Origin of the sequence: Pseudoalteromonas sp. SG45-3 (genome assembly GCF_014164075.1) — a bacterium.
Classification (GTDB): domain Bacteria; phylum Pseudomonadota; class Gammaproteobacteria; order Enterobacterales; family Alteromonadaceae; genus Pseudoalteromonas; species Pseudoalteromonas distincta.
In genome coordinates this window covers 427,681-451,040 of the sequence record NZ_JACJEN010000001.1, presented here as the reverse complement: position 1 = coordinate 451,040, position 23,360 = coordinate 427,681, and the positions used below count along the sequence as shown (strand labels likewise).

Genomic DNA, 23,360 nt, shown 5'->3' with positions numbered 1-23,360 from the left:
ACGGTTATTCCTGATCAATACCTAACATTTTTTTCAACTGGTTTAGCTGCGCCACTTCACCTTTTTTCGCTGCATCTTGTATTGCACGGGTAGGCGCGTGCATTAAGCGATTGGTTAATTTATTGGCGAGCTCTAATATAATTTTTTCTGCATCTTTACCTGTATTGAGCTGACTAACAGCACGCTCTACAAGTTCAGACTTAATTGTTTGTACATCGTTTCGATAATGGCGGATTAAATCTACCGAATCGAGTGAACGCATCCACATTGCAAATTCTTTGGTGCGTTCAGTAATAATTATTTGCGCTTGCTGTGCAGCTTGCTCGCGCGCTGCCATATTCTCGCTTACAATGGTTTGTAAGTCATCAACGGAATATAAATAGGCAGCATCTAGCTCCCCAACTTGGCTTTCTATATCACGCGGAACCGCTATATCTATAAATAGCATAGGTTTGTGACGTCGCTGCTTTAGCGCCTGCTCAACCACCCCTTTACCAATAATAGGCAAAGTGCTGGCTGTAGAACTAATCACTATATCGGCTTTATGCAAACGCTCAGGCAATTGCGCCAAAGCAATCACATCTGCCGACACTTCATCAGCTAAGTTACGAGCTCGCTCAATAGTTCTATTTGCAACAGTGATATTTTGAGGCTCATTTTGGTATAAATGTTTAGCAACCAATTCAATGGTTTCACCTGCGCCAATTAATAACACATTGGTCTTATCAAGCTTGCCATAAATATGCTTTGCCAAGTTAACTGCAGCAAACGCTACCGATACAGCACTTGCGCCAATATCGGTTTCAGTTCTAACTTGTTTCGCTACTGAAAATGTTTTTTGAAACAACCTATCAAACGTAACACCAACTGCATCGTGGTTTTTAGCACTAAAAAACGATTGTTTTATTTGCCCCAAAATTTGCGGTTCGCCCAACACCAAAGAATCCAACCCACACGCCACGCGCATTAAGTGATTAATAGCATCGTTATCTTCGTAGCAATAAGTGTTTTTGCTCAGTTCATGTTCATCCAAACCATGGAAACTGGCAAGCCAGCTCAACAGTGTTTGGGAATTTTGCTGAGCGAGGCTACAATAGATCTCGGTTCGATTGCAGGTAGACACAATAACCGCTTCATTAAAGTCGGCATGGCCACTTAATTGTTGCAACGCCTCTGAAATTTGCTCAGGCGAAAAAGCCACTTTTTCACGTAATTCTACGGATGCGGTTTTGTGATTTATACCTAGTGCTATTATGGTCATATTTGCCAAATATTGCTGAGCCCTACTTCAAAGGCGGTAATTTTACCAAAAATCAGCGGAATATGGAAAGTAAGGAACAACATTTGATTCGACAATATTTGATTTTATTCATGTTTTTTTTGTTTTTAGGTGGCTGTGCTCATCAAATTGATACAAAAACAACACTTTATGATGATTGGAAACCACGTTTAGCTGCTCAAAAAACTTGGCAAGTAGAAGGTAAACTTGCATTTATTAGCCCAGAAGAGCGTCAATCTGCAAACTTAAATTGGCAGCAAACAACAAATTCCAATAATTTAATACTGACTACTTTTATTGGTACTCGTATTTTGTCGCTTAAACAAACAGCTAACGGTGCTGAATTAGAGTTTGACGGTGAACAATACTTTGATACTAATGCTGCAGAGCTTTTAAAACGATTAACGGGTTTTACACTACCGGTTGATAATGCCGATAACTGGCTTAAAGGCACTATTGACGATGAAAGTTTAATTGTTGATGAGCTTGGGCGTGCAAAGCAAGTATTATGGTTTGATAATACAGGCAAAAAATGGCAAATAGATTATGGCACCTATGTACAAAACGCAGGTTACTGGTTACCTACTAAACTGACGTTAAAGCACCAACAAATAAAAATTAAAATTCAACTATACGATTGGCAGTTTAAATAAGTATGAATAACAAAACCTCTTTTTCACTTATAGCTCCGGCAAAACTCAATTTATTTTTACATATTAATGCTCGCCGAGAAGATGGCTATCATGAACTTGAAACCTTATTTACTTTTTTAAATTTTGGCGATGAGCTGCATTTTGAGTTAACAACAGATGGGAGTATTTCTGTCGGTGGTGATACTAAAGACATCCCTCTAAATGATAATCTCATCTATAAAGCGGCTTTATTATTACAAACACACTGTAAAACCTCTTTGGGTGTAAAAATAAATTTAATTAAGCGCTTGCCGATGGGGGGCGGTGTTGGAGGAGGTTCATCTGACGCAGCGAGTACTTTATTAGCCCTAAATAAGTTATGGAAATTGGCACTAAATTTAGAAACACTAGCTCAACTAGGGCTCAAGTTAGGGGCAGATGTTCCAGTGTTCATACAAGGTCAAAGCGCCATAGCGCAAGGTATTGGTGAAAAACTACACCACGTAACACTTGAACAAAAATGGTACTGCGTTGTACACCCTAACCAACATGTAAGTACCGCAAAAATATTTACACATCCAGATTTAAAACGCGACACACCAAAAATAATAGGCGACTGGAAACACCACACTTTGACCAACGATTGTGAGCCTTTAGTTAAAAAGCTTTGCCCCGAGGTTGAAAAAACCCTCCAGTGGTTGCTAAAATACGCACCGTCGAAGATGACCGGAACAGGTTCATGTTGTTTTGTCGAATTTGCTAGCCAAGTTCAAGCACAAGATGTACTTGAAAATCTCCCCCATACTTGGCAGGGTTTTGTGGCTTCAAGCGCAAATGTCTCACCTGCTCATACGGAGTTAACCGCCATATTCGATCAATGAAGTAACGTACAAGTAATCATAAGTTAACCCGCAGTGAAATTTATCATTGCCCGTTAGTCCAAATATTCAGTGCCTGAGGAACCCTACCGTGCCTGACATGAAGCTCTTCGCTGGTAACGCAACACCTGAGTTAGCTCAAAAAGTTGCAAAACGTTTATATATTGAATTAGGCGATGCTGTTGTTGGCCGTTTTAGCGACGGTGAGATCAGTGTTCAAATAAATGAAAATGTTCGTGGCTCGGACGTTTTTATCTTGCAATCAACCTGTGCCCCTACAAACGATAACCTGATGGAACTTATCGTTATGGTTGATGCTCTACGTCGTGCATCTGCAGGTCGTATTACTGCCGTCATTCCTTATTTTGGTTATGCGCGCCAAGACCGTCGTGTACGTTCTGCTCGTGTTCCAATTACCGCTAAAGTTGTTGCAGATTTCTTATCAAGTGTTGGTGTTGACCGTGTTCTTACGGTTGATTTACACGCTGAACAAATCCAAGGCTTCTTTGATGTACCTGTAGATAACGTATTTGGCAGCCCTGTATTACTTGAAGATATGAAAGAACGCGACTTTGAAGACGTCGTTGTTGTATCTCCAGATATTGGTGGTGTTGTACGTGCTCGTGCAATTGCAAAACTACTAAACGATACCGATTTAGCAATCATTGATAAACGTCGCCCTCAAGCAAATGTTTCTCAAGTAATGCACATTATTGGTGACGTTGAAGGTCGTGATTGTATTATCGTAGATGATATGATTGATACCGGTGGTACATTGTGTAAAGCCGCAGAAGCACTTAAAGAACATGGCGCTAAGCGTGTATTTGCATACGCAACACACCCTATCCTTTCAGGTAAAGCAGCCGAAAACTTACGTGACTCAATGATTGATGAAGTAATTGTAACTGACTCAATTCCGCTATCTGATGAGCTTAAAGCCCTTGATAAAGTTAAGGTACTTACGCTTGCTGACATGTTAGCAGAGACTATTCGTCGTATTAGTAACGAAGAATCTATCTCAGCGATGTTTGAACACTAAAATTAAACATCCCTGAATATAAAAGCGCCTTTTGGCGCTTTTTTTGTAAGCGATGTTTATTTTATCTGGGCGTGGTGGTATGATAGCGCGCCTTTTGGCTAGGGACCTTGGTCGCAAAGGCCCTACACATTTAAATAACTGGAGACATCATGTCTAACAAAACTTATACGTATAACGCTGAACTTCGCGTAGAAACTGGTACTGGTGCGAGCCGCCGCCTACGTCGCGAAGACAAAGTTCCTGCAATCCTTTACGGAGCTGATAAAGAAGCTTTATCTCTTACTTTTGCTCATAAAGATATGATCAAAGCTCAAGAAGACGAAGGTTTCTACACGCATATCCTTACGCTTAACGTTGATGGCGAAGCTGTTGAAGTAATCTTAAAAGATATCCAACGTCACCCATTCAAGCCTAAGCTTACTCACCTTGATTTCCAACGTGTAGATGCTACTCATAAATTTCAAACTAAAGTTCCTCTACACTTCATCGGTGAAGAGATTGTAACTAAAGCTGGCGCAACTGTTGTTCACCAGTTAACTGAAGTTGAAATTACGTGTCTTCCAAAAGCACTTCCAGAATTCATTGAAGTAGATGTTTCTAAGTTTGTTGTTGGCGATTCAGTTCATATCTCTGACCTAACTTTCCCTAAAGGCGTTAGCTCTGTAGATTTAGCTAAAGGCGAAGGCCATGATCAGTCTATCCTGACTATCAAAGCAAACAAAGCAGCTCCAGTTGAAGACGACGCTGCAGCAGCAGAATAATATTTAAGGTCTCGCAACCTTGAATTCTATTCAAATGCTTGTGGGCCTGGCTAATCCAGGCCCCGAATACGCAAACACACGCCACAATGCAGGTGCTTGGTTCATCGAGCAAATCGCTGCACGCTATAACTGCACTCTAAAACACGATCCTAAATATCACGGCCTTACAGGCAAAGTGATCATTCAAGGCCAAGAATTCAAATTATTGATCCCCACTACTTACATGAATTTAAGTGGTAAAGCGGTCAGTAGTTTAGCTAATTTTTTCAAAATCCCTGTCGAGGACATTTTAGTTGCCCATGACGAATTGGATTTAGACCCAGGCGTTGCCAAATTAAAAAAAGGTGGCGGGCATGGCGGTCATAATGGTTTAAAAGACATTATTGCAAAAATGGCAAATCAAAAAGACTTTATGCGCTTGCGCATTGGTGTAGGTCATCCGGGGCATCGTGAAATGGTAACTGGTTGGGTGCTTGGAAAAGCGGCCAAAGAAGACCAAGAAAAAATGGATGCTGCTGTTGATGAAGCAGTTCGTTGCATGGAAATACTTGCAAAAGATGGTGTGTTAAAAGCACAAAACAGACTACATTCGTTTAAACCCTAGTAACTTGGGTCCAAGTACACCGTTTAAACGAATTCTAAACAAGGTATCTTACTATGGGTTTTAAATGTGGCATCGTTGGCTTGCCTAACGTAGGTAAATCAACGCTTTTCAATGCACTAACTAAAGCGGGTATTGAAGCCGCTAACTTTCCTTTTTGTACCATTGAGCCTAATACAGGTGTGGTACCTGTGCCAGATCCTCGTCTAGACGAACTTGCTAAAATTGTTAATCCTCAACGAGTTCTTACCACTAGTATGGAATTTGTAGACATTGCTGGCTTGGTAAAGGGCGCATCTAAAGGTGAAGGCCTTGGTAACCAGTTTTTAGCTAACATTCGTGAAACCGATGCAATTGGCCACGTAGTTCGCTGTTTTGAAGATGAAAACATCATACACGTAGCAGGCACTATTGACCCTGCTGACGATATTGACGTAATCAACACTGAGTTAGTACTTGCTGATATGGATAGCGCTGAAAAAGCCCTTTTCCGTAACGCAAAAAAAGCAAAAGGTGGTGATAAAGACGCCAAAGAGCAAAATGCCGTACTTGAAAAAGTAAAAGTGCATCTTGATGAAGGCTTAACTTTACGCGCTTTAGCATTAACTAAAGAAGAAAAAGCAGCAATCAGCTCTATCAACTTCTTAACTATTAAACCAACTATGTATATTGCAAACGTTGCTGAAGATGGTTTTGAAAATAATCCATACCTTGACCGTGTACGCGCTATTGCTGCAGCAGAAGATGCGATTGTTGTTCCTGTATGTGCTGCTATCGAATCTGAGCTTTCAGAATTAGATGACGAAGACAAGCTTGAGTTTATGGCTGATCTTGGCTTAGAAGAGCCCGGCCTTAATCTTGTTATTCGTGGTGGTTATGAATTACTACAATTACAAACTTATTTCACTGCGGGTGTTAAAGAAGTGCGTGCATGGACAATCCCTGTAGGTGCAACAGCGCCACAAGCAGCGGGTAAAATCCATACCGACTTCGAGCGTGGCTTTATTCGTGCGCAAACGATTGCTTTTGACGACTTTGTTGCCTTTAAAGGTGAAAGCGGCGCAAAAGAAGCAGGTAAGATGCGTCAAGAAGGTAAAGAGTACATTGTTAAAGACGGCGATGTAATGAACTTCTTGTTCAACGTATAAGGTAAATGAAACCGAATTAGTATTGGTAATAATTTTAAAGGCTCGTTTTTACGAGCCTTTTTTGTACCTCCAACGTTATAAACTTATAAAATTGATATAGCCCCAACCTAAATGCCTACGTTTAATCTAAAAAAACACACTGCGCAGAAGATCAAACCTCAATAATAAGTACCTCTTAAACAAATTAATGTTAAGATTTAACCAGAGCGTAATAATTTGTTGAATAATCAAACAGCTTCAAACTATTGGTTTTTGCTTTTTTTATTTAGCGACAAATTTTGTATGTGAATTGCACTCAAAAAATCATCATTTTTATTAAAATTTAGCCGCTTAGCTTAATTTTCCTGCAAACAAACACAGTTAAGTGTTTTTTTGCAAAAAAGGTGTTGACGAATTTGGGTCATATCAGCATAATACGCCCCGCACTCAGCGATGAAGTGCTAACAAAAAAAAGATGGCTAAGTAGCTCAGCTGGTTAGAGCACATCACTCATAATGATGGGGTCACAGGTTCAAATCCCGTCTTAGCCACCATATTTTTTTGTTGCTCAATGAAGAGTTTAAAATAACTACCTTGTGTGCGGGAGTGGCGGAATTGGTAGACGCGCTGGATTTAGGTTCCAGTATCTTAGGATGTGAGAGTTCAAGTCTCTCCTTCCGCACCATAATTCTTGATAAGAATTAAAACTATCAATTGTTATTGTTGGGATATCGCCAAGCGGTAAGGCACCAGGTTTTGATCCTGGCATTCCCAGGTTCAAATCCTGGTATCCCAGCCAACAATGGCTAAGTAGCTCAGCTGGTTAGAGCACATCACTCATAATGATGGGGTCACAGGTTCAAATCCCGTCTTAGCCACCATTTCTATTTTTAGAAGTGGCTCTGCAAGAGTTAAATTGCACTCAATGAAGAGTCTAAAATAGCTACCTGTGTTTTATAACACAAACGATGCGGGAGTGGCGGAATTGGTAGACGCGCTGGATTTAGGTTCCAGTAACTTCGGTTGTGAGAGTTCAAGTCTCTCTTTCCGCACCATGTTCTTGATACGAACTAAAAATATCAATTAATTCTTTGTTGGGATATCGCCAAGCGGTAAGGCACCAGGTTTTGATCCTGGCATTCCCAGGTTCAAATCCTGGTATCCCAGCCAACTTCTTCTACCAAGGAAAGTTGGATAAAAGAATGACTCTTGCTTAGAGTTTAAATGAGCAAATTAGTGATGCGGGAGTGGCGGAATTGGTAGACGCGCTGGATTTAGGTTCCAGTATCTTAGGATGTGAGAGTTCAAGTCTCTCCTTCCGCACCATGTTCTGATAAGAACTAAAATTATAAAAGAATTCTTTGTTGGGATATCGCCAAGCGGTAAGGCACCAGGTTTTGATCCTGGCATTCCCAGGTTCAAATCCTGGTATCCCAGCCAACTTCTTCTACCAAGGAAAGTTGAATAAAAGAATTACTCTAGCTTAGAGGTTAAATGAGCACATTAGTGATGCGGGAGTGGCGGAATTGGTAGACGCGCTGGATTTAGGTTCCAGTATCTTAGGATGTGAGAGTTCAAGTCTCTCCTTCCGCACCATGTTCTTATTAAGAACTAAAATTAATATCAAATTTATAGTTGGGATATCGCCAAGCGGTAAGGCACCAGGTTTTGATCCTGGCATTCCCAGGTTCAAATCCTGGTATCCCAGCCAATTTGACTTCCTTCTCTAAAACTTCTCAATATTCATTAAATTCAGCTTACTTTTTCTGTACTTAAATATACATTTATAAATTCGTCTATATTTATTGGTTTGCTATATAAATACCCTTGTAAATAATCACAGTTCATACTCAATAGCGCTTGTTCTACTTCTTTGGTTTCTATTCCTTCAGCTACTACATCGCAATTTAATCGGCTCGCCAAAAACAACGTAGATTCTACAATAGCGTAATCAGGCGGATTAATGAGCATGTCTTTGATAAACGATTGATCTATTTTTATCTGGTTTATGGGCAACTCCCTTAATAACGACAGTGACGAAAACCCCGTACCAAAATCATCAACACTAAATTTAAATCCACGCATACTTAACTGCTGCATCATTTTTCTTGCTGCGGGTATGTTTGTCATCATTGCCCCTTCTGTAATTTCAAATATTAGTGAATCACTTAAAGTCGGGTCAGTAGTAAGTAAGCTAATTATAAATTCGTAAAACTCGCTGCTTTCAATATCTTTCGTTGATAAGTTGACATGAATAGTACCGGTAAACCCAAACAGTTTAAGTTTTCTAATATGGTTAACTGCTTCTTGTACAACCCATTTCGATAAAACAAAAATAAGCCCTGTACGCTCAGCTACACTTATAAACTTTTCAGGACTAATAAAGCTACCATCAGCTTGCGGCCATCGGATCAGCGCTTCTAGGCCATGCAATTGAATATCTTTGGAGTTCATTATTGGTTGTAAATAAAGCTCGAACTCACCTTTGTGTAACGCGGCTTTAATTTTGACTGATAAATCAAAAAAGTCCTCAGCTCGTTTACCTATTTCAGATGAGTAATTTACTAAAGGTTGAAATGTCTTTTTTGCTTCATGCAGTGCCAAGTTGGCTTTTTTTAGTAACTGGTCGGGTAATCGGCTATCATCTGGGAAACGGCTTACGCCTATACTTAATTGTATTTTAACCATTTGCTCATGTGTACAAAACGGAGCTTTAACGGCTGAGTTTATAATATTTACACAGTGAGCCATGCTTTCATCAGTATCGGTATTCAGTAAGAACGCAAACTCATCCCCCCCTATTCGATATAACTTAGCAATGCCACATAGTTCTTTGCTTAACTTATTAGCAAAAGCAGCCAGTAGTTGATCACCACATTGATGACCAAACGCATCATTAATTTGTTTAAAATTATTTAAATCAATATAAAATAATGCAAATGAAGAAGGGTAATCGACTTGTTTACTCAAGGATTTAAAAAAGTTATTGCGGTTGGGTAAGGTTGTTAAGTTATCGTGCTCAGTTTGATATTTTTGATACTGCGTTGCTTGCTCTATTTTAAGGATGCTTTTCAAACTCAGTTTGACAACTAAGAAAACAAACCCTGCACCACCAAATAATATTGTGGCAACTGCATTTCTTATTATTGGTGCCGTATCGTAATTTGAAAAGTAATAAAGTATCCACCAATACCCTAAAATAAAACAGACAATAGCGCATAACAGTACACTCCACGCTCTTTGCGATGTTTTTTTACAAACTTTAAAGGTTGTTTTTAAGCTAGCAACTAGCAGTAGCGCACCTAAAATAATTATTACTGAAAAAAAATTATCCACACATAGGCTCTTTAAAATTATTAAATTGCGGTTTAGTGATATAACCCTAGTCAAATTAAAATTTTATTTAATATAACTGGGTCACTATTTGTCCACTTAAAAACAGACATAAAAAAAGGCTCATAAATGAGCCTTTTTAATCTCTACTTTAAATTTAGCCTAAATCACCGCTAATTGCGTATTTTAAAACCCAGTTTTTTATAGGGCCTGTATTATTAGCCATTTTTAAAAACTGGCTACGTGCCCATTTAAGTGGCGCAACTTGGTTAGAAAAGCCAAAGTAACAGGCATCCATCATGCTCATCATTAATAAATTAGCTTTACGGCGAGCTCGCTCGTATTCTTTAAGCGTTAACGGGCACCCTATATCCGCAGCATTATCTAAAACTTCAGCAAGTGCCACTACGTCCTGAAAACCTAAATTAACGCCCTGCCCTGCAAGGGGATTTATTGTATGTGCAGCGTCACCGACTAAAACTAAGCGCCCTTGTGAATAATTGTTAGCATGTTGGCGAGTAAGCGGAAATATTGCATGGGTTTGTACTTCAAAGTCTCCAGCAAGTTCAGGAAATTTATTAAGTATGTGCATTTTTAGCTCAGCTGGGTTTAGCCCTTTAAATGCTTGCAGTGTATTTGCATCATCGTACCAAATTAAATTAGCGTATGGTGCCTGCATTGGCAAAAATGCGAGTGGCCCACTTGGCGTAAACTGCTGCCATGTTTTTATTTGTTGCGGCGCATCGAGTTTAATTAATACCCCCATACAATGTTGCTGATACTGCCAGCCGGTAATTCCTATATTAGCTTTAGCACGCAGCTGCGATTGTCCGCCATCGGCTGCAATCACTAAATCAGCGGTATAGGTTTGAGCTCCATACACAAGCGTAATTAAATCATCCGTTTGCTCTATTTTAGTAATAGGCGTGGCTTGCTCAATAACCTCAATTTTATAATGATCAAATTGCTGCCATAAACTTGCTTGAATTAAACTATTTTCAATTAAGTGGCCTAAATGCGTGGTGTTTATATCGGCGCAGTCAAACAATAAATTATCACCACCGCGCTCAAATGCCTCTAATTGCTGATAAGGCGCTATGCGGTTTTGTCTTAAAAGCGGCATTGCTCCTAATTCATCAAGTAAATTTTCTGAAAAACGATTAATAGCCGACACTCTAATATCAACCTTATCACTACTAAGAATCTGTGATGGGTCTATTAGGTGTTTTTCGATTATGCGTACGCCAAAGCCCTGTTGAGCAAGCTTTATCGCCATAGCCGCGCCAACCATGCCACCACCAACTACTATCACATTATTTTTAGTCATGTTTTTCATCATTTTATTATTACTTGAGTCTGTTTTGATTGTATCAAAATTAATTTGTTTTATACCAGAGGATATCCCTAACTGCTGATTAAACTCGCCTCGTATTGATTTGAGATCACAAACATGAAAACTATACTTGGATCTGGACGGGTATCCAGCTAAAATACGCCTCCTTTAAGTGAGCATGCTTGCTCCTTAATCCTGTTTCAAGCACATTTTTGTGCCACTATCGAATTGAACACGAGGCTATATTTCAATGAGCAAAAAGCTGCATATTAAAACCTGGGGTTGTCAGATGAACGAATACGACTCTCAGAAAATGGCTGAACTTTTAGATGCCACCAACGGCTACCAGCTAACTGAAGATGCAACAGATGCCGACGTAATCTTACTTAACACCTGTTCAATTCGTGAAAAAGCACAAGAAAAAGTATTTCACCAATTAGGTCGCTGGAAGTTATTAAAAGACGACAAGCCAGATTTAATCATTGGTGTAGGTGGTTGTGTTGCCTCACAAGAAGGTGACTCTATTCGCCAACGTGCACCATTTGTAGATGTTATTTTTGGTCCGCAAACGCTACACCGTTTACCAGAAATGATTAAACAAGTGCAAGGCGACAAAGGCTCATCGGTTGTTGATATTTCATTCCCAGAGATTGAAAAATTTGACCGTCTGCCAGAGCCAAAAGCAGATGGCCCATCTGCTTTCGTATCAATTATGGAAGGCTGTTCTAAGTACTGTACTTTTTGTGTTGTACCTTATACTCGCGGTGAAGAAGTTAGTCGCCCAGTAGATGACGTACTACTTGAAGTTGCACAACTTGCAGAGCAAGGCGTACGTGAAGTAAATCTTTTAGGTCAAAACGTAAACGCATACCGCGGTGATACGCACGATGGTGAAATTTGTTACTTTTCTGATTTAATTCGTCTTATTGCAGCTATTGATGGTATTGACCGTATTCGTTACACCACATCGCACCCGGTAGAATTTACCCCAGATATAATCGACGTTTACGCCGATGTGCCAGAGCTTGTAGATCACTTACATTTACCAGTACAAAGTGGTTCAGACCGTATATTAAACCTAATGAAACGTGGCCATACGGCAATTGAATACAAATCGACAATTCGTAAGTTACGTAAAATTCGTCCTAACTTAAGCATGTCGTCAGATTTCATTATTGGTTTTCCAGGCGAAAGCAAAGAAGACTTTGAAGCAACCATGAAGCTTATTAGCGACATAGGTTTTGATATGAGCTTTAGCTTTATTTACAGCGCACGCCCAGGTACGCCAGCGGCAGATTTGCCAGATGACGTAACAGAGCAAGAGAAAAAAGAGCGCTTATACTTACTACAAAACCGTATTACACAAATGGCGCAGCAAATTAGTCGTCAAATGTTCGATACAGAGCAACGTATACTTGTTGAAGGTCCTTCTAAGAAGAACCCTATGGAATTACGTGGCCGTACAGAAAACAACCGTGTAGTAAACTTTGTTGGCCCGCACACAGTGATCGGACAGTTTGTTGATGTACGTATTACCGAAGCACTACCTAACTCTTTACGTGGTGACTTAATTCGTACAGAATCAGAAATGAACTTACGACGTGAAGTAGCTCCTTCAGCTATTTTAACTAAAGCTGCAGCTGCAGAGCCAAAACCAGACACTGTTAACGAAATTGGCGTAGCTACTTTCGTTCCTTAGTCACACAATTAGCGCCAGTTAACGCTGGCGCAGTACTATAGGAAGCAATTTTGAGTAATCAGTTAAAAACATTAGAGATTTATTTAGAACCTGCCGATAACAAACGCCTATCTTCTTTATGTGGCCCGTTTGACGAAAACATCAAACAAATTGAACGCCACCTGGCTGTTGAAATAATTCACCGTGACAACTTTTTTAAAGTAACCGGTAAACTACACAACTGCGCCGGCGCTGTAGAAATCTTAAAAAACCTTTATGTTGATACTCAGCCAGTTCGTGGTGTTTTAGGCGAAATAGAACCCGACGCCGTTCATTTAGCTATTACCGAATCAAAAGCCTTAGAGCAAGATGCATCCAGCAGCGCTTATGGCAAAGAAATGGTTATTAAAACCCGCCGTGGTGTAATTAAACCACGTAACGACAACCAAGGTGTTTATGTAGCTAATATTTTAAACCACGACATTACCTTTGGTATTGGCCCTGCAGGTACTGGTAAAACTTACCTTGCAGTTGCAGCCGCCGTCGACGCTCTTGAGCGCCAAGAAATACGCCGTATATTACTAACGCGCCCTGCTGTAGAAGCTGGCGAAAAGCTTGGCTTTTTACCTGGCGATTTAAGTCAAAAAATAGACCCATACCTGCGCCCTCTTTACGATGCGCTTTTTGAAATGCTAGGTTTTGAAAAAGTAGAAAAGCTCATCGAAAAAAATATCATCGAAGTCGCACCGCTTGCTTACATGCGCGGACGTACTTTAAACGATGCCTTTATTATTTTAGACGAAAGCCAAAATACCACCGCTGAGCAAATGAAAATGTTTTTAACCCGTATAGGGTTTAACTCAAAAGCGGTGATTACAGGCGATATTACACAGGTCGATTTACCTCGTGGCACACGCTCAGGCCTTCGCCATGCAATTGAAGTGCTTGATGGCGTAAACGAAATTAGCTTTAACTACTTCAAAGCCCACGACGTAGTACGCCACCCTGTTGTAGCACGCATAGTTGAAGCCTACGAGCGTAACGACGAAAGCGAGCGACTTAAGCGCATTGAAAAGCAAAATGCAAAAGACGCACTCGCTGCTCTTCAACAGCCTACTACTAAAGAGTAATACTTTGACAACCGAACTTGATTTACAAATAGCCTGTGAGTTTGACAACCTCCCAAGCGAAGAACAATTTGCACTATGGGCCGACAAAGCCCTTAGCCAATACCGTGACGAGTCCGAACTCAGTATCGTTATTAGCGACGAAGCGCAATCGCAACAACTTAATAACGACTATCGCGGTAAAAATAAACCGACCAACGTACTGTCGTTCGAATTTGAAGCACCACCAGGCATAGATATTCCCTTGGTTGGTGATTTAATTATTTGCCCAGCCATTGTATTAGCTGAAGCAATTGAGCAAGAGAAGTCATTTCATGACCACTTTGCTCACATGGTTATTCACGGATGCTTGCATTTGCTTGGATTTGACCATATAAAGAGTGACGATGCTTTAGAGATGGAAAGCATCGAAAAGCAATTACTTGCAGAGCTAAACATAGCAGACCCATACCGGGACGATATTTAAATTAACGGAGCAATTAGACGCAATGAGCGACGGTAACTCGCAATCTAGCCAGGGTTCTTCTGGCAAAACGTGGTTGGGCAGAATAGCCCAAATGTTGCAAGGGGAACCCCAGAATAGAGAAGAGCTGGTCGAAGTTATTGCCGATGCGCAAGAACGAGACGTAATCGATCCAGAAACAAAAGAGATGATAGAAGGTGTGCTTGGCGTGTCTGAGCTTAAAGTGCGAGACATAATGGTTCCGCGCTCACAAATGATCACTCTTGAGATCGACAGCCCGCTTGAAGAACTAATTCCAATGATGGTTGACTCAACTCACTCACGTTTTCCAGTTGTGATTGAAGACAAAGATCATGTAGAAGGTTTTTTACTCGCTAAAGATTTATTGCCACTGATCTTAAATAAAGACGAGCATTTACCATCAATACGCGATTATTTACGCCCAGCAATGGTAGTACCTGAAAGCAAACGTGTTGATACATTGCTAAACGAATTCCGTCAGCAACGCTACCATATGGCTGTTGTTATTGACGAATACGGCGGCGTATCGGGCTTAGTAACGATTGAAGATATTCTTGAAATAATTGTTGGCGAAATCGAAGATGAGCACGACGAAGAAGAAGAACATCAAGATATTCGTCAACTTGCTAAACATGTCCATGTAGTGCAAGCACTCACACCTGTAGATGACTTTAACGAGCATTTTAAAACAGGCTACAGCACAGACGAAGCCGATACTATTGGCGGAACTGTACTGCACGCATTTGGCCATATGCCAAGCCGTGGTGAAACGATTGACATAGAAGGTTACCAATTTAAAGTAACCAACGCCGACAATCGTCGTATTTTGCAACTGCAAGTCACCGTTCCTAAGGCTGATGATAACGACAGTGAAGAAACTGCTAACTAGACTTACCCTATTAGCAAAAGATAAAAAAGCATGGCTCGCACTCGTTGCGGGCCTTGTTTTAACTTTTGGCTATGCCCCTTTTGAAATTTGGCCCATCGTATTTATTAGCCTTGGCGCCATAATTTTTTGCATTAATCCCAATAATACCGGTAAAGCACACGCAAAAACCGCCGCTAGATATGGCTTTATATTTGGCCTAGGCTGGTTTGGTGCAGGTATAAGCTGGGTACATGTTTCTATTGCCACCTTTGGCGGTATGCCGCTTATAGCGTCGCTCTCGTTAATGGCTTTTTTGTGCTCATACTTAGCATTATTTCCCGCACTTGCCTTTTGGGCAACTACACGCTTTGCTAGTGGCCCTAAAAGCTTTGGCGCATTACTAATTGCCTGCTTTGCAATTAGTGAGTATTTACGTGGCACCGTACTTACCGGTTTCCCGTGGTTAAGCTTTGGCTACACACAAACCGACGGACCTTTAAGGCTGCTCGCCCCTTATATTGGCGAGTTTGGCTTAACACTAACATGTGTGGCTATTGGCTTTGCACTATATAGACTTACCCAAAAAGATTTTAAAACCCCGGCGGTTACTGCGACAGCTGTTGCGCTTATTTATACAGGTGCAAATACCACAGGCAGCATTCATTACACAGATAAAAACATGTCAGTATTGCTCGTACAAGGGAACATACAGCAACACCTGCGCTTTGAGCCAAGTGAGTTTTGGACCACAATGAGCAAATACCAAGACATGACACGTCCACATTGGGATGCCGACTTAATAGTATGGCCAGAAGCCGCAGTGCCTGAAATAGAAATGCTTGCCGATTCCTACCTAGCCAATTTAGACAGTGCCGCCTCGTTTAATCAAACCGCCCTTGTAACCGGTATTGTTGACTACCAGCGAGACACCAAAAATATATTCAACACACTTATTGTGGTCGGTAATAAAGAACGTGGCGACGAGCATGGGCATTACCATTACCTTGATAAAAACCGCTATCAAAAACACCAGCTACTACCTATTGGCGAATTTGTACCGTTTCAAGACTTTTTGCGCCCTATTGCCCCATTATTCGATTTGCCTATGTCATCGTTTACCCGTGGCGACAAAGTGCAAAACAACTTGCGCGCCAATGGCTATAACCTACTCCCTGCTATTTGCTACGAAATTGTTTTTGCAGATTTAGTACGCGGTAATTACAAAAGCGATTCCGACCTACTCTTTACAGTAAGTAACGATGCCTGGTTTGGTGACTCTATTGGGCCTTTGCAACACATGCAAATAGCCCGTATGCGCGCGCTCGAACTACAACGCCCTCTAGTGCGTGTTACTAACAATGGTGTAAGCGTCGTATACGACCCTATAAGCCACACACAACAAACCATGCCTCAGTTTGAAGCTACCATATTGAAAGCCAAAATTAAGCTTATAAAAGGCGACAGCGTGTACAGCCAATACGGCAATGTGTTTGTGTGGGGATTTGTGTTGTTGATGGGAGTTGTTGGGTTTGGGGTTAGGTTGAGAAAGTGAATTAAAATTAATAGCTGTCGGTGGACAGCTATTTAAAAAAGTGTTTATTGTTGGGTTTCGCTTCGCTCTACCCAACCTACGCAAATTTACTTTTTAATCTAGCCTATGCTAAAAATATAACGAGCTTTGTTCTATTTTTAATGCTTGCTGTTGCTCAATATCAGGTTTAAAAAGTTAAACTCGACTGTAATTTATAATTGGATTTTCACAGATAAACTCACCACCTTTAACGGCATACATCAATACAATATTGAGATTGAGCCTAAATGCCGACCGACTTTAACTTTATCGGTATGCGACTTTATTTCACTTACTTGCGGGAGTTTAATTAAGTATCAAATTTAAATGAGGTTAGCATACAGCATAGTAACATTTTATCGTAACCCGACTATTGGCGTCCACGCTCCCAACTAAATAACTTTTTAGTCATAACTACTCGTTATGCTTTTTGCTTTCTATGGGGGTAGTTTACAGCAACTATCAAAACCACTTAAACTTTAGCTTTGCTGAGTGTACTCTGCTCACCTGTGGCCTCAGTAGATTACAATGAATATCAATATAGCTACTTTTATTTGGTTCTATAAAAATATCATCGCTTTTACCTAAACAATTACCAACAAACTTTCCGTTTTTATCGAATGTAGATGCTATAACACCACCTGCATATATGCTTTCATTGGTGATATTTTTTAACTCGGCAGTTATTCTTACTCGCCCATTTTCTTTAAAGATATCAGAAAGGGTAAGTTTATAATCACTATTTAAGTCGTCAGTGCCCTCCAATGCTTTATTTGATACCTGCTCTTTAAAGCCACTATCAACTTCTGCGGCTATTGTTAGCGCGTACACACTGATACCACCGAGTGTTGCTATTACAAACCCTACCCCCCAAAAAAAGCCCTTTATAGCCTCATTAAAATTATTACTCATTTAATTCCCTTTTAATTTTTCACTACTAAATTTCGTTAACAATATACCCAAAATTACTCCTTTCACTAACCTAGTATATAAATTAAGACTTATTTTTGTAATAAGCTTTTTAAACCATAGTACCAACTAAGCGCTGCCACCGTGCCATGAGTTTCTTCTTCAAAGTAACGTTGATTTATATATAAACTATTACTCGGGTGCACTTTTAGTTTTTTAGCAAGCTCTAAGCCCCATTTATAATTAGCCTCTCCAATTTCACCAAAAGCTGCATTATTAGCAAAAGTAAAATATACATTGCCTTTAAGCTGCTTGTTTATAAGCTGTTGCTCGTCAAAATAACGATTGAGATAATTATTATCCCAAAGGTAGGTTGCATCAATAATTAAGTAATCAGTAAATAAAGAGTGATTGGTAAGTAAAACATAGCTTGCGAACAAGCCACCGAAAGATTCCCCAATTAATACCCGCTTATTTGATGTACGGTAATTTTTATTAATGAAGGGAATAAGTTCTTTTTCAAAAAAAGCGGTGTAGTTTGCGGCATTGCCAATGTTTTCAAATTTTTCGAGTAGCTTACCGTTAAAAGTCCAATCGACATTAGTAGGGGTAAAGTCGCGCTCTCTTATCGCATTTTTACTATTAGGAACAGCGACAATAATTGCTTGTTGAATTTGTTTTTCTAGCCGCTCAGTACTGAGTGCTTCAACAAGCCCCGCTAAGGCTTTTAAATGGGTTGGGTCGCCATCAAGCAAGTAAATAACAGGATATACTCGTTCGAGGTTTTGCTTGTAGCTTGGCGGTAAATAAACACTATAACTGCGCTGCTCACCTAAAATAATAGACTTAAGCTGATGTTTTTTTGCTAACACAATATTTTCTGACGCATACGAAGCTGTAATAAAATACAGATAACTAAACGCCATTAATAAAGCTTTCATAACCATCCTTGTAATTAATAAGAGCAAACTTAACTTTTTACAGTCTCTTCTACCGTTTCAACATTTACAACTTGATTCAAGTTGCCTTTAATAACCACTGTTGCTGATATTTTATCTTGAATGGCTTGTCTGTTTGGGTCCCAATATATCTGTAAAAACCCTAACAAGCCTGTGGCAAAGCCTGCGCCGTAGCCGCCGTAGCGACCAAAACAATCTAATAAACCTAATGGCTCGCCGCTTAGGGCTACAACACGGATATTACAAACCTTTTTACCCGGGGTTTGGCCGCGCCAAAGTAACGAGAACAACGTAAAGTAAACAGCAGCCCAGCCAAAACCTAAGCCTAAGTCTTGAATAATGCCTTTGCTCCACTGCAAAATACTATTTGTGCTTGTTTGTGCAGGTTTTTCTTCTGTTAACTGTGCAGGCTTTATTTCGTTATTTTCACTGAGCACTAATAGTTGTAAAAGTACGGTAGCAAGTTGTGGGCTTTGTAGGTCGTCCATTTCTGCTAATTTGGGAACTTGCCCAATTAAATTATCAAACGCGTTTTGTTGGCAAGGTTGCTCACAGCTTTCATCAGCTGTTTGCGCTAAATAAGTATTTACCCGTTGCTTTTCTGTGGGAGTAAGCTGAATTTCATCTTGTATTTTTACGCCCTGAACAGCTAAAGCTTGATCAGCGTTATCGTCTTCTAAGTAATCAATGCCAATTGAAAGCACAGTAAGTGCGCTTACAAATAAAATACTTGCTGCCGTTATTTTTAAGATTCTTCGCCACACATTCGACATTTTTGGAAGGTATTGCTGGGCCGTACCTTTATAAAAAGCCATTGCAGCAACAAACGCTATTAAAGCAGCGCTAAGCTTGGCCGCTAAAAATATCAGTGCAACATCAATAATAATCGCTAGTGCACGCCGAATTGGCGTAGCTAAAGGCAAGCCCAGTAAAGCGCTGTCAATTTTAAAAGCGTAGGGTGTAATAATTTCTCGGGTTTCAGAATTTGATAATTCTAATTGTTCTATTTCTGTGGCTTTCATTTATTTTCTTGTTATTAAAATAGGTAACCCGGTTAACTTACGCGTTTTTTATTTTTTGCTCAAGGTAAAGCTATTAGAATCAATGCACAAAAAAGGGCTGCATAAAATGCAGCCCTTCATGTTTTTACTCAATGTTAATTACTTACTAGCAATTATACCGTTGGATAATCGGTGTAGCCTTGTTCTGCGCCACCAAACAAAGTGTCGGGGTTGTGGCTGTTAAGTGGCTTGCCTTGCTTTAAGCGTGCTGGTAAGTCTGGGTTTGATACAAACGGGCGACCAAAGCCAATCATGTCGGCCCAGCCTTCGCTAAGTGCTTTGTCTGCGCGCTCTTTGGTGTACTTACCTGCGTAAATTAATACTCCACTGTAGGCTTTGCGAATCGATTTTTTAAATTCAACACTCATTAAAGGTGCGTCATCCCAATCGGCTTCGGCTATATGCATGTAACCTACACCGGCTTTATTTAGTGCCTCAGAAACCGCTAAGTAAGTTTCCTTAGGGTTTTCGTCTACAGTGCCATTAAGAGTTGTTAACGGGGCAAGTCTTACGCCTACTTTGCTGCTACCAATTTCGTCGCTAACAGCATGTACCACTTCAATTAAAAAGCGCATTCGGTTTTGCACACTGCCACCATATTCATCGGTGCGAGCATTTGACTCTGAGTCTAAAAATTGATTAATAAGGTAACCATTTGCAGCATGAAGCTCTATGCCATCAAACCCTGCATTAACTGCATTTTTAGCTGCTTGGCGAAATTCGCCTATGACATGCGTAATATCTTGTTTGCTCATTTCGCGTGGGAGTTGGGTGTCTACAAACCCCGGTGCGCCGTTTGTATCTACAAATACTTTTACGTCTTTTGCGGCAATGGCCGATGCAGAAATAGGCTGCACGCCACCAGTGTTGTCACTGTGGGTAACACGGCCAACATGCCAAAGCTGAGCAAACATCACTCCACCAGCGCTATGTACTGCGTTTGTTACTTTACTCCAGCCTGCAACTTGCTCATTTGAATAAATACCCGGAGTCCAAGCGTAACCTTTACCAAGCTCACTAATTTGTGTGCCTTCGCTTACAATTAGTCCGGCACTTGCGCGCTGTGCGTAATATGTTGCCATTAAGTCGTTAGCTATATCGCCAGGCTGTGTTGAACGCGAGCGAGTCATTGGGGGCATAACAATACGGTTTTTTAATGTTTTACCTGCAAGTTCTATTGGTTCAAAAAGTAATGTCATAATGCCTCCTAAGTTTGATTGCGCTCATAATAACGTAACCAAGCACATGCAAAAACAACAAAAACTGCAAAATAGTTTTGTTGTATCTGCAATAAAGCCACAAAGTAAAACACATTAACTTTAGGTGAACTAAATGTATTTTATTGACTCTTAACAGCACTATTAAGTTGAGGGTTTGATGTGAATAAAGGGAATGCATGGCCGTGGGTTATCTCGTTGTGTATACACGCTATTGTGTTGTACTTTTTGTTTTCGCAATCTATTAAAGTTGCGCCGCCAAAGGAGGAAAAAAACGCAATAATACAGGCCTATGTTACGGTTAATTTAGCAAGCCTACCTAAGCTAAGCTCAGTTGTTACAACAACCAATGCGCCTGATATAAAACCTGTAAACACTAAAACTGATGCACCAAATTCAGCGACCTCTAACACTACACCTATAAAAAAAGATTCTACAAAAGCCAAAGTAAGGGTAACTAAAAAAACGCAAGCCAAAACCATCACGTTACCAAAGGCACAAACAGAGCTTAAAAAAGCCCCTGTAAAACCTGTTGAACCCATGGTAGCAGCGCCTTCAGAGCCTACAACAAAAGCTTCTCAAACATTTAAAAAGCTAAATCCATACGCGCCGCTATTTGGCTCTCCTGTAAATAATATGACTCATAAAAAAATGGTCTCCTTTGGTGAAGATAAAAGCTCTGAAAATGAAGAGATAAACAATAAGCCCACAATTAAAACGCCAGTAAAATCTGATAATTCAGAAGTTATTAGCCAAAATACAACTGGCACACGACGATTAGAAAAATTTAACGGTAAATGCTATTTAATTGATACTTCAACCGTATTTGGTAGTAATGGCATGCCTCAGGGTAGCGGTAAACCCTGTCCTGAGGATAAAACTGATAAAGAAATTATGTTTGAAAAAATCATGAAAAAATGGAGCCGTAAAAATAATTAACTTTAAATAAGTGAACAAATAATATGTTTATCCGTATTGATAAGCTTAAAGTAATTAGGAGTAAGCCATGATCACCAAACAACTATCCTCACTTTTTGTATTTAATTTATTAGTTGTAAGTGCACAAGCTAATGCAAACCAGCGCTGGTACGTTGTTAACGACTCAGTAATGGGCGGTGTATCTAATAGCCAAGTAACACAAACTCAAGAAAGTTTGCTTTTTACAGGCAATGTTTCGCTTGATAATAACGGCGGCTTTGCATCAATACGTACAGAGCTAAGTACACAAAGCCAAAATACTAAAGCTATAGCGCTGCGTGTTAAAGGTGATGGACAAATCTATCAGCTTAGGCTCAGAACTACCAATTACCTTGATGGCGCAGCGTACACTCACTCATTTAAAACAGTAAAAAATGAATGGGTAGATATAAACTTTGCTCCGAGTGATTTTACTTTAACGTATCGCGGTCGCGTGCTTGAGCAACAACCTATTATTGATTTTGATGATATAAAACAGCTAGGCTTTATGATTGCAGGCAAGCAAGAAGGTAAGTTTAAACTTGAAGTGGGTAAAATTGAGTTTAAAAGCTAACCCAACAGCATGTTGGTCGCGCTAAATAGTATAGTCGTCGCCCCGCCTCTTTAGTTCATTAATAACCAGTTCAACCATTTGTTGCTTTATTGCCGCTTGCTCTGATTTTAACTCCCCTAATTGCAGCTCTAACATATCTATTTGTTCTTGCTGTTGCGTGTTTTTATATTGTTTTACACCTAGGTGCTCAGCATCTAAAGTTAAACTCGCATCACTTTTATTCGGCTCACTTACAGAAGTGTTTATAGTTATACTACGTTGTACGGGGCTTTGTTTAAGTTTATTAATTTGCTCTTGCAGCGCAATAACTCGCCCAGCGAAGTGCTTGTATACTTTTTCTAGGTTTTTATAGTGACTGCCAAACGTTGCATTATCTTCACTATACTCTTCGGCTTTGGTATCTAAAAACTTTGATAACACATATTTTGGCTCTTCCTCATTCTCTTCCTCGCTCTTTTCTTCACTCGCTTTTTCAACAGGTAGTTTATCTGATTGCGCTAAAGGTTGAGTATTTGAGCTGTGTACTTGGTATGGAATGGAAGCCGCTGAAATCTTCATTATTTTATCCCTAAAATAGCTTTGTAACTATTATAGGTATCGACCTCGTATTAAAACCCTTGAGTAAATTTTATTGTTAGCTAAAAGCAAAAAGCCCCACTTTATTAAAGTAAGGCTTATACCAATTTATCAAACTAACTCGTTACTTACTTAGTGCTTTGGTTATCTTGCGAGAGCGAAATAAGGGCAAGCGCCGCATTTAGACGAGTATTTAAATTATTATAAATAGTCATTCCAAACACACCGATAATACAAACTATTAAACCCATTTGTAGGTTAACGCTCATCTCTAGTAAAAAAACAGCTGCAACTAGTAAGCATAGCGCTAATGCATAAATAATAGATTGAAAGGTAAAGTTAATATCACCTTTGGCTATTTTAAGTAATTCATCTTTATTCATAATTTACTTCCTTG

General features: G+C 39.9%; 22 protein-coding genes and 10 tRNA genes. 23 read left to right on the top strand and 9 right to left on the bottom strand.

The window, feature by feature from the left end:
- Positions 1 to 4 precede the first annotated feature (4 nt).
- The gene (hemA, locus tag H5126_RS02065) at positions 5 to 1,261 is read right to left on the bottom strand and encodes a glutamyl-tRNA reductase (RefSeq protein WP_024594740.1); all 1,257 of its coding nucleotides are present in this window, start codon (positions 1,259 to 1,261) and stop codon (positions 5 to 7) included.
- Positions 1,262 to 1,344: 83 nt separating this feature from the next.
- On the opposite strand from hemA, the gene lolB reads away from it, so the two are divergent.
- The 16 genes from lolB to H5126_RS01985 all read left to right on the top strand — a co-directional run bounded on the left by lolB (position 1,345) and on the right by H5126_RS01985 (position 8,028).
- Positions 1,345 to 1,932 (top strand): lipoprotein insertase outer membrane protein LolB, encoded by a 588-nt coding sequence (gene lolB, locus H5126_RS02060; RefSeq protein ID WP_033020640.1) that lies wholly within the window; start codon positions 1,345 to 1,347, stop codon positions 1,930 to 1,932.
- A 2-nt stretch (positions 1,933 to 1,934) separates the two neighbouring features.
- Entirely contained in the window at positions 1,935 to 2,792 is an 858-nt protein-coding gene (ispE, locus tag H5126_RS02055) for a 4-(cytidine 5'-diphospho)-2-C-methyl-D-erythritol kinase (protein ID WP_182721301.1), read from the top strand.
- An 88-nt stretch (positions 2,793 to 2,880) separates the two neighbouring features.
- The gene (locus tag H5126_RS02050; RefSeq protein ID WP_002958550.1) at positions 2,881 to 3,828 is read left to right on the top strand and encodes a ribose-phosphate pyrophosphokinase; all 948 of its coding nucleotides are present in this window, start codon (positions 2,881 to 2,883) and stop codon (positions 3,826 to 3,828) included.
- A 149-nt stretch (positions 3,829 to 3,977) separates the two neighbouring features.
- Positions 3,978 to 4,589, top strand: a complete 612-nt coding sequence (locus H5126_RS02045; protein WP_002958549.1) for a 50S ribosomal protein L25/general stress protein Ctc — start codon at positions 3,978 to 3,980, stop codon at positions 4,587 to 4,589.
- A gap of 19 nt (positions 4,590 to 4,608) precedes the next feature.
- Positions 4,609 to 5,193, top strand: a complete 585-nt coding sequence (gene pth, locus H5126_RS02040) for an aminoacyl-tRNA hydrolase (protein ID WP_002958548.1) — start codon at positions 4,609 to 4,611, stop codon at positions 5,191 to 5,193.
- 53 nt (positions 5,194 to 5,246) lie between these two features.
- A complete protein-coding gene (gene ychF, locus H5126_RS02035; RefSeq protein ID WP_002958547.1) occupies positions 5,247 to 6,338 on the top strand; it encodes a redox-regulated ATPase YchF in 1,092 nt (363 codons plus the stop codon).
- A 456-nt stretch (positions 6,339 to 6,794) separates the two neighbouring features.
- Positions 6,795 to 6,871, top strand: a tRNA-Met gene (locus tag H5126_RS02030).
- Between the two features lie 46 nt (positions 6,872 to 6,917).
- Positions 6,918 to 7,002: transfer RNA gene (locus H5126_RS02025), tRNA-Leu, on the top strand.
- A 39-nt stretch (positions 7,003 to 7,041) separates the two neighbouring features.
- Positions 7,042 to 7,116, top strand: a tRNA-Gln gene (locus H5126_RS02020).
- 5 nt (positions 7,117 to 7,121) lie between these two features.
- Positions 7,122 to 7,198, top strand: a tRNA-Met gene (locus tag H5126_RS02015).
- Between the two features lie 89 nt (positions 7,199 to 7,287).
- A tRNA-Leu gene (locus H5126_RS02010) sits at positions 7,288 to 7,372 on the top strand.
- A 40-nt stretch (positions 7,373 to 7,412) separates the two neighbouring features.
- A tRNA-Gln gene (locus H5126_RS02005) sits at positions 7,413 to 7,487 on the top strand.
- 71 nt (positions 7,488 to 7,558) lie between these two features.
- Positions 7,559 to 7,643 (top strand) — tRNA-Leu (locus tag H5126_RS02000).
- A 39-nt stretch (positions 7,644 to 7,682) separates the two neighbouring features.
- Positions 7,683 to 7,757: transfer RNA gene (locus H5126_RS01995), tRNA-Gln, on the top strand.
- A gap of 71 nt (positions 7,758 to 7,828) precedes the next feature.
- Positions 7,829 to 7,913, top strand: a tRNA-Leu gene (locus tag H5126_RS01990).
- A 40-nt stretch (positions 7,914 to 7,953) separates the two neighbouring features.
- Positions 7,954 to 8,028 (top strand) — tRNA-Gln (locus tag H5126_RS01985).
- Positions 8,029 to 8,069: 41 nt separating this feature from the next.
- On the opposite strand, the gene H5126_RS01980 is transcribed toward H5126_RS01985, so the two are convergent.
- The gene (locus tag H5126_RS01980) at positions 8,070 to 9,653 is read right to left on the bottom strand and encodes a bifunctional diguanylate cyclase/phosphodiesterase (RefSeq protein ID WP_002958546.1); all 1,584 of its coding nucleotides are present in this window, start codon (positions 9,651 to 9,653) and stop codon (positions 8,070 to 8,072) included.
- A gap of 154 nt (positions 9,654 to 9,807) precedes the next feature.
- Positions 9,808 to 10,977 (bottom strand): FAD-dependent monooxygenase, encoded by a 1,170-nt coding sequence (locus tag H5126_RS01975; RefSeq protein WP_259418318.1) that lies wholly within the window; start codon positions 10,975 to 10,977, stop codon positions 9,808 to 9,810.
- Between the two features lie 256 nt (positions 10,978 to 11,233).
- Between H5126_RS01975 and miaB the strand changes: the two genes are divergently transcribed.
- From miaB to lnt, 5 genes are read left to right on the top strand one after another with little or no spacing between them, the layout of a single operon-like run.
- A complete protein-coding gene (gene miaB, locus H5126_RS01970; RefSeq protein WP_002958544.1) occupies positions 11,234 to 12,682 on the top strand; it encodes a tRNA (N6-isopentenyl adenosine(37)-C2)-methylthiotransferase MiaB in 1,449 nt (482 codons plus the stop codon).
- Positions 12,683 to 12,732: 50 nt separating this feature from the next.
- Entirely contained in the window at positions 12,733 to 13,791 is a 1,059-nt protein-coding gene (locus tag H5126_RS01965; protein WP_002958543.1) for a PhoH family protein, read from the top strand.
- A gap of 4 nt (positions 13,792 to 13,795) precedes the next feature.
- On the top strand, positions 13,796 to 14,254 hold the full coding sequence (gene ybeY, locus H5126_RS01960; RefSeq protein ID WP_002958542.1) for an rRNA maturation RNase YbeY: 459 nt from the start codon (positions 13,796 to 13,798) through the stop codon (positions 14,252 to 14,254).
- Positions 14,255 to 14,276: 22 nt separating this feature from the next.
- Positions 14,277 to 15,161 carry a CNNM family magnesium/cobalt transport protein CorC gene (gene corC / locus H5126_RS01955; protein ID WP_002958541.1) on the top strand — a complete coding sequence of 295 codons (885 nt, stop codon included), beginning with the start codon at positions 14,277 to 14,279 and terminating at the stop codon, positions 15,159 to 15,161.
- Complete coding sequence (gene lnt / locus H5126_RS01950) at positions 15,142 to 16,692, top strand: apolipoprotein N-acyltransferase (protein ID WP_182721207.1); 1,551 nt, start codon at positions 15,142 to 15,144, stop codon at positions 16,690 to 16,692. The genes corC and lnt overlap by 20 nt, the downstream gene beginning before the upstream one ends.
- A gap of 480 nt (positions 16,693 to 17,172) precedes the next feature.
- Here the strand turns inward: lnt and H5126_RS01945 are convergent, their stop codons facing one another.
- The 4 genes from H5126_RS01945 to H5126_RS01930 all read right to left on the bottom strand — a co-directional run bounded on the left by H5126_RS01945 (position 17,173) and on the right by H5126_RS01930 (position 20,838).
- Positions 17,173 to 17,622 (bottom strand): ATPase, encoded by a 450-nt coding sequence (locus H5126_RS01945; RefSeq protein ID WP_182721206.1) that lies wholly within the window; start codon positions 17,620 to 17,622, stop codon positions 17,173 to 17,175.
- 89 nt (positions 17,623 to 17,711) lie between these two features.
- Entirely contained in the window at positions 17,712 to 18,560 is an 849-nt protein-coding gene (locus H5126_RS01940) for an alpha/beta hydrolase (RefSeq protein ID WP_182721205.1), read from the bottom strand.
- Positions 18,561 to 18,589: 29 nt separating this feature from the next.
- Entirely contained in the window at positions 18,590 to 19,600 is a 1,011-nt protein-coding gene (locus tag H5126_RS01935) for an RDD family protein (RefSeq protein WP_182721204.1), read from the bottom strand.
- A 152-nt stretch (positions 19,601 to 19,752) separates the two neighbouring features.
- Complete coding sequence (locus tag H5126_RS01930) at positions 19,753 to 20,838, bottom strand: alkene reductase (RefSeq protein ID WP_182721203.1); 1,086 nt, start codon at positions 20,836 to 20,838, stop codon at positions 19,753 to 19,755.
- A gap of 180 nt (positions 20,839 to 21,018) precedes the next feature.
- On the opposite strand from H5126_RS01930, the gene H5126_RS01925 reads away from it, so the two are divergent.
- On the top strand, positions 21,019 to 21,795 hold the full coding sequence (locus H5126_RS01925; protein WP_182721202.1) for a hypothetical protein: 777 nt from the start codon (positions 21,019 to 21,021) through the stop codon (positions 21,793 to 21,795).
- Positions 21,796 to 21,862: 67 nt separating this feature from the next.
- On the top strand, positions 21,863 to 22,387 hold the full coding sequence (locus H5126_RS01920; protein ID WP_182694060.1) for a CIA30 family protein: 525 nt from the start codon (positions 21,863 to 21,865) through the stop codon (positions 22,385 to 22,387).
- Positions 22,388 to 22,408: 21 nt separating this feature from the next.
- On the opposite strand, the gene H5126_RS01915 is transcribed toward H5126_RS01920, so the two are convergent.
- Together H5126_RS01915 and H5126_RS01910 are read right to left on the bottom strand one after the other, a co-directional pair.
- Complete coding sequence (locus tag H5126_RS01915) at positions 22,409 to 22,945, bottom strand: hypothetical protein (RefSeq protein WP_182721201.1); 537 nt, start codon at positions 22,943 to 22,945, stop codon at positions 22,409 to 22,411.
- 146 nt (positions 22,946 to 23,091) lie between these two features.
- Positions 23,092 to 23,346, bottom strand: coding sequence for a hypothetical protein (locus H5126_RS01910; RefSeq protein ID WP_182721200.1), 255 nt, complete (start codon positions 23,344 to 23,346; stop codon positions 23,092 to 23,094).
- Positions 23,347 to 23,360: the final 14 nt, after the last annotated feature.

Coding starts and splice junctions, on each gene's coding strand:
- hemA (WP_024594740.1), bottom strand. CDS start 1,261: ATGACCATAATAGCACTAGGTATAAATCACAAAACCGCATCCGTAGAA.
- ispE (WP_182721301.1), top strand. CDS start 1,935: ATGAATAACAAAACCTCTTTTTCACTTATAGCTCCGGCAAAACTCAAT.
- H5126_RS02045 (WP_002958549.1), top strand. CDS start 3,978: ATGTCTAACAAAACTTATACGTATAACGCTGAACTTCGCGTAGAAACT.
- ychF (WP_002958547.1), top strand. CDS start 5,247: ATGGGTTTTAAATGTGGCATCGTTGGCTTGCCTAACGTAGGTAAATCA.
- H5126_RS01975 (WP_259418318.1), bottom strand. CDS start 10,977: ATGACTAAAAATAATGTGATAGTAGTTGGTGGTGGCATGGTTGGCGCG.
- miaB (WP_002958544.1), top strand. CDS start 11,234: ATGAGCAAAAAGCTGCATATTAAAACCTGGGGTTGTCAGATGAACGAA.
- corC (WP_002958541.1), top strand. CDS start 14,277: ATGAGCGACGGTAACTCGCAATCTAGCCAGGGTTCTTCTGGCAAAACG.
- H5126_RS01945 (WP_182721206.1), bottom strand. CDS start 17,622: ATGAGTAATAATTTTAATGAGGCTATAAAGGGCTTTTTTTGGGGGGTA.
- H5126_RS01940 (WP_182721205.1), bottom strand. CDS start 18,560: ATGAAAGCTTTATTAATGGCGTTTAGTTATCTGTATTTTATTACAGCT.
- H5126_RS01935 (WP_182721204.1), bottom strand. CDS start 19,600: ATGAAAGCCACAGAAATAGAACAATTAGAATTATCAAATTCTGAAACC.
- H5126_RS01930 (WP_182721203.1), bottom strand. CDS start 20,838: ATGACATTACTTTTTGAACCAATAGAACTTGCAGGTAAAACATTAAAA.
- H5126_RS01920 (WP_182694060.1), top strand. CDS start 21,863: ATGATCACCAAACAACTATCCTCACTTTTTGTATTTAATTTATTAGTT.
- H5126_RS01915 (WP_182721201.1), bottom strand. CDS start 22,945: ATGAAGATTTCAGCGGCTTCCATTCCATACCAAGTACACAGCTCAAAT.
- H5126_RS01910 (WP_182721200.1), bottom strand. CDS start 23,346: ATGAATAAAGATGAATTACTTAAAATAGCCAAAGGTGATATTAACTTT.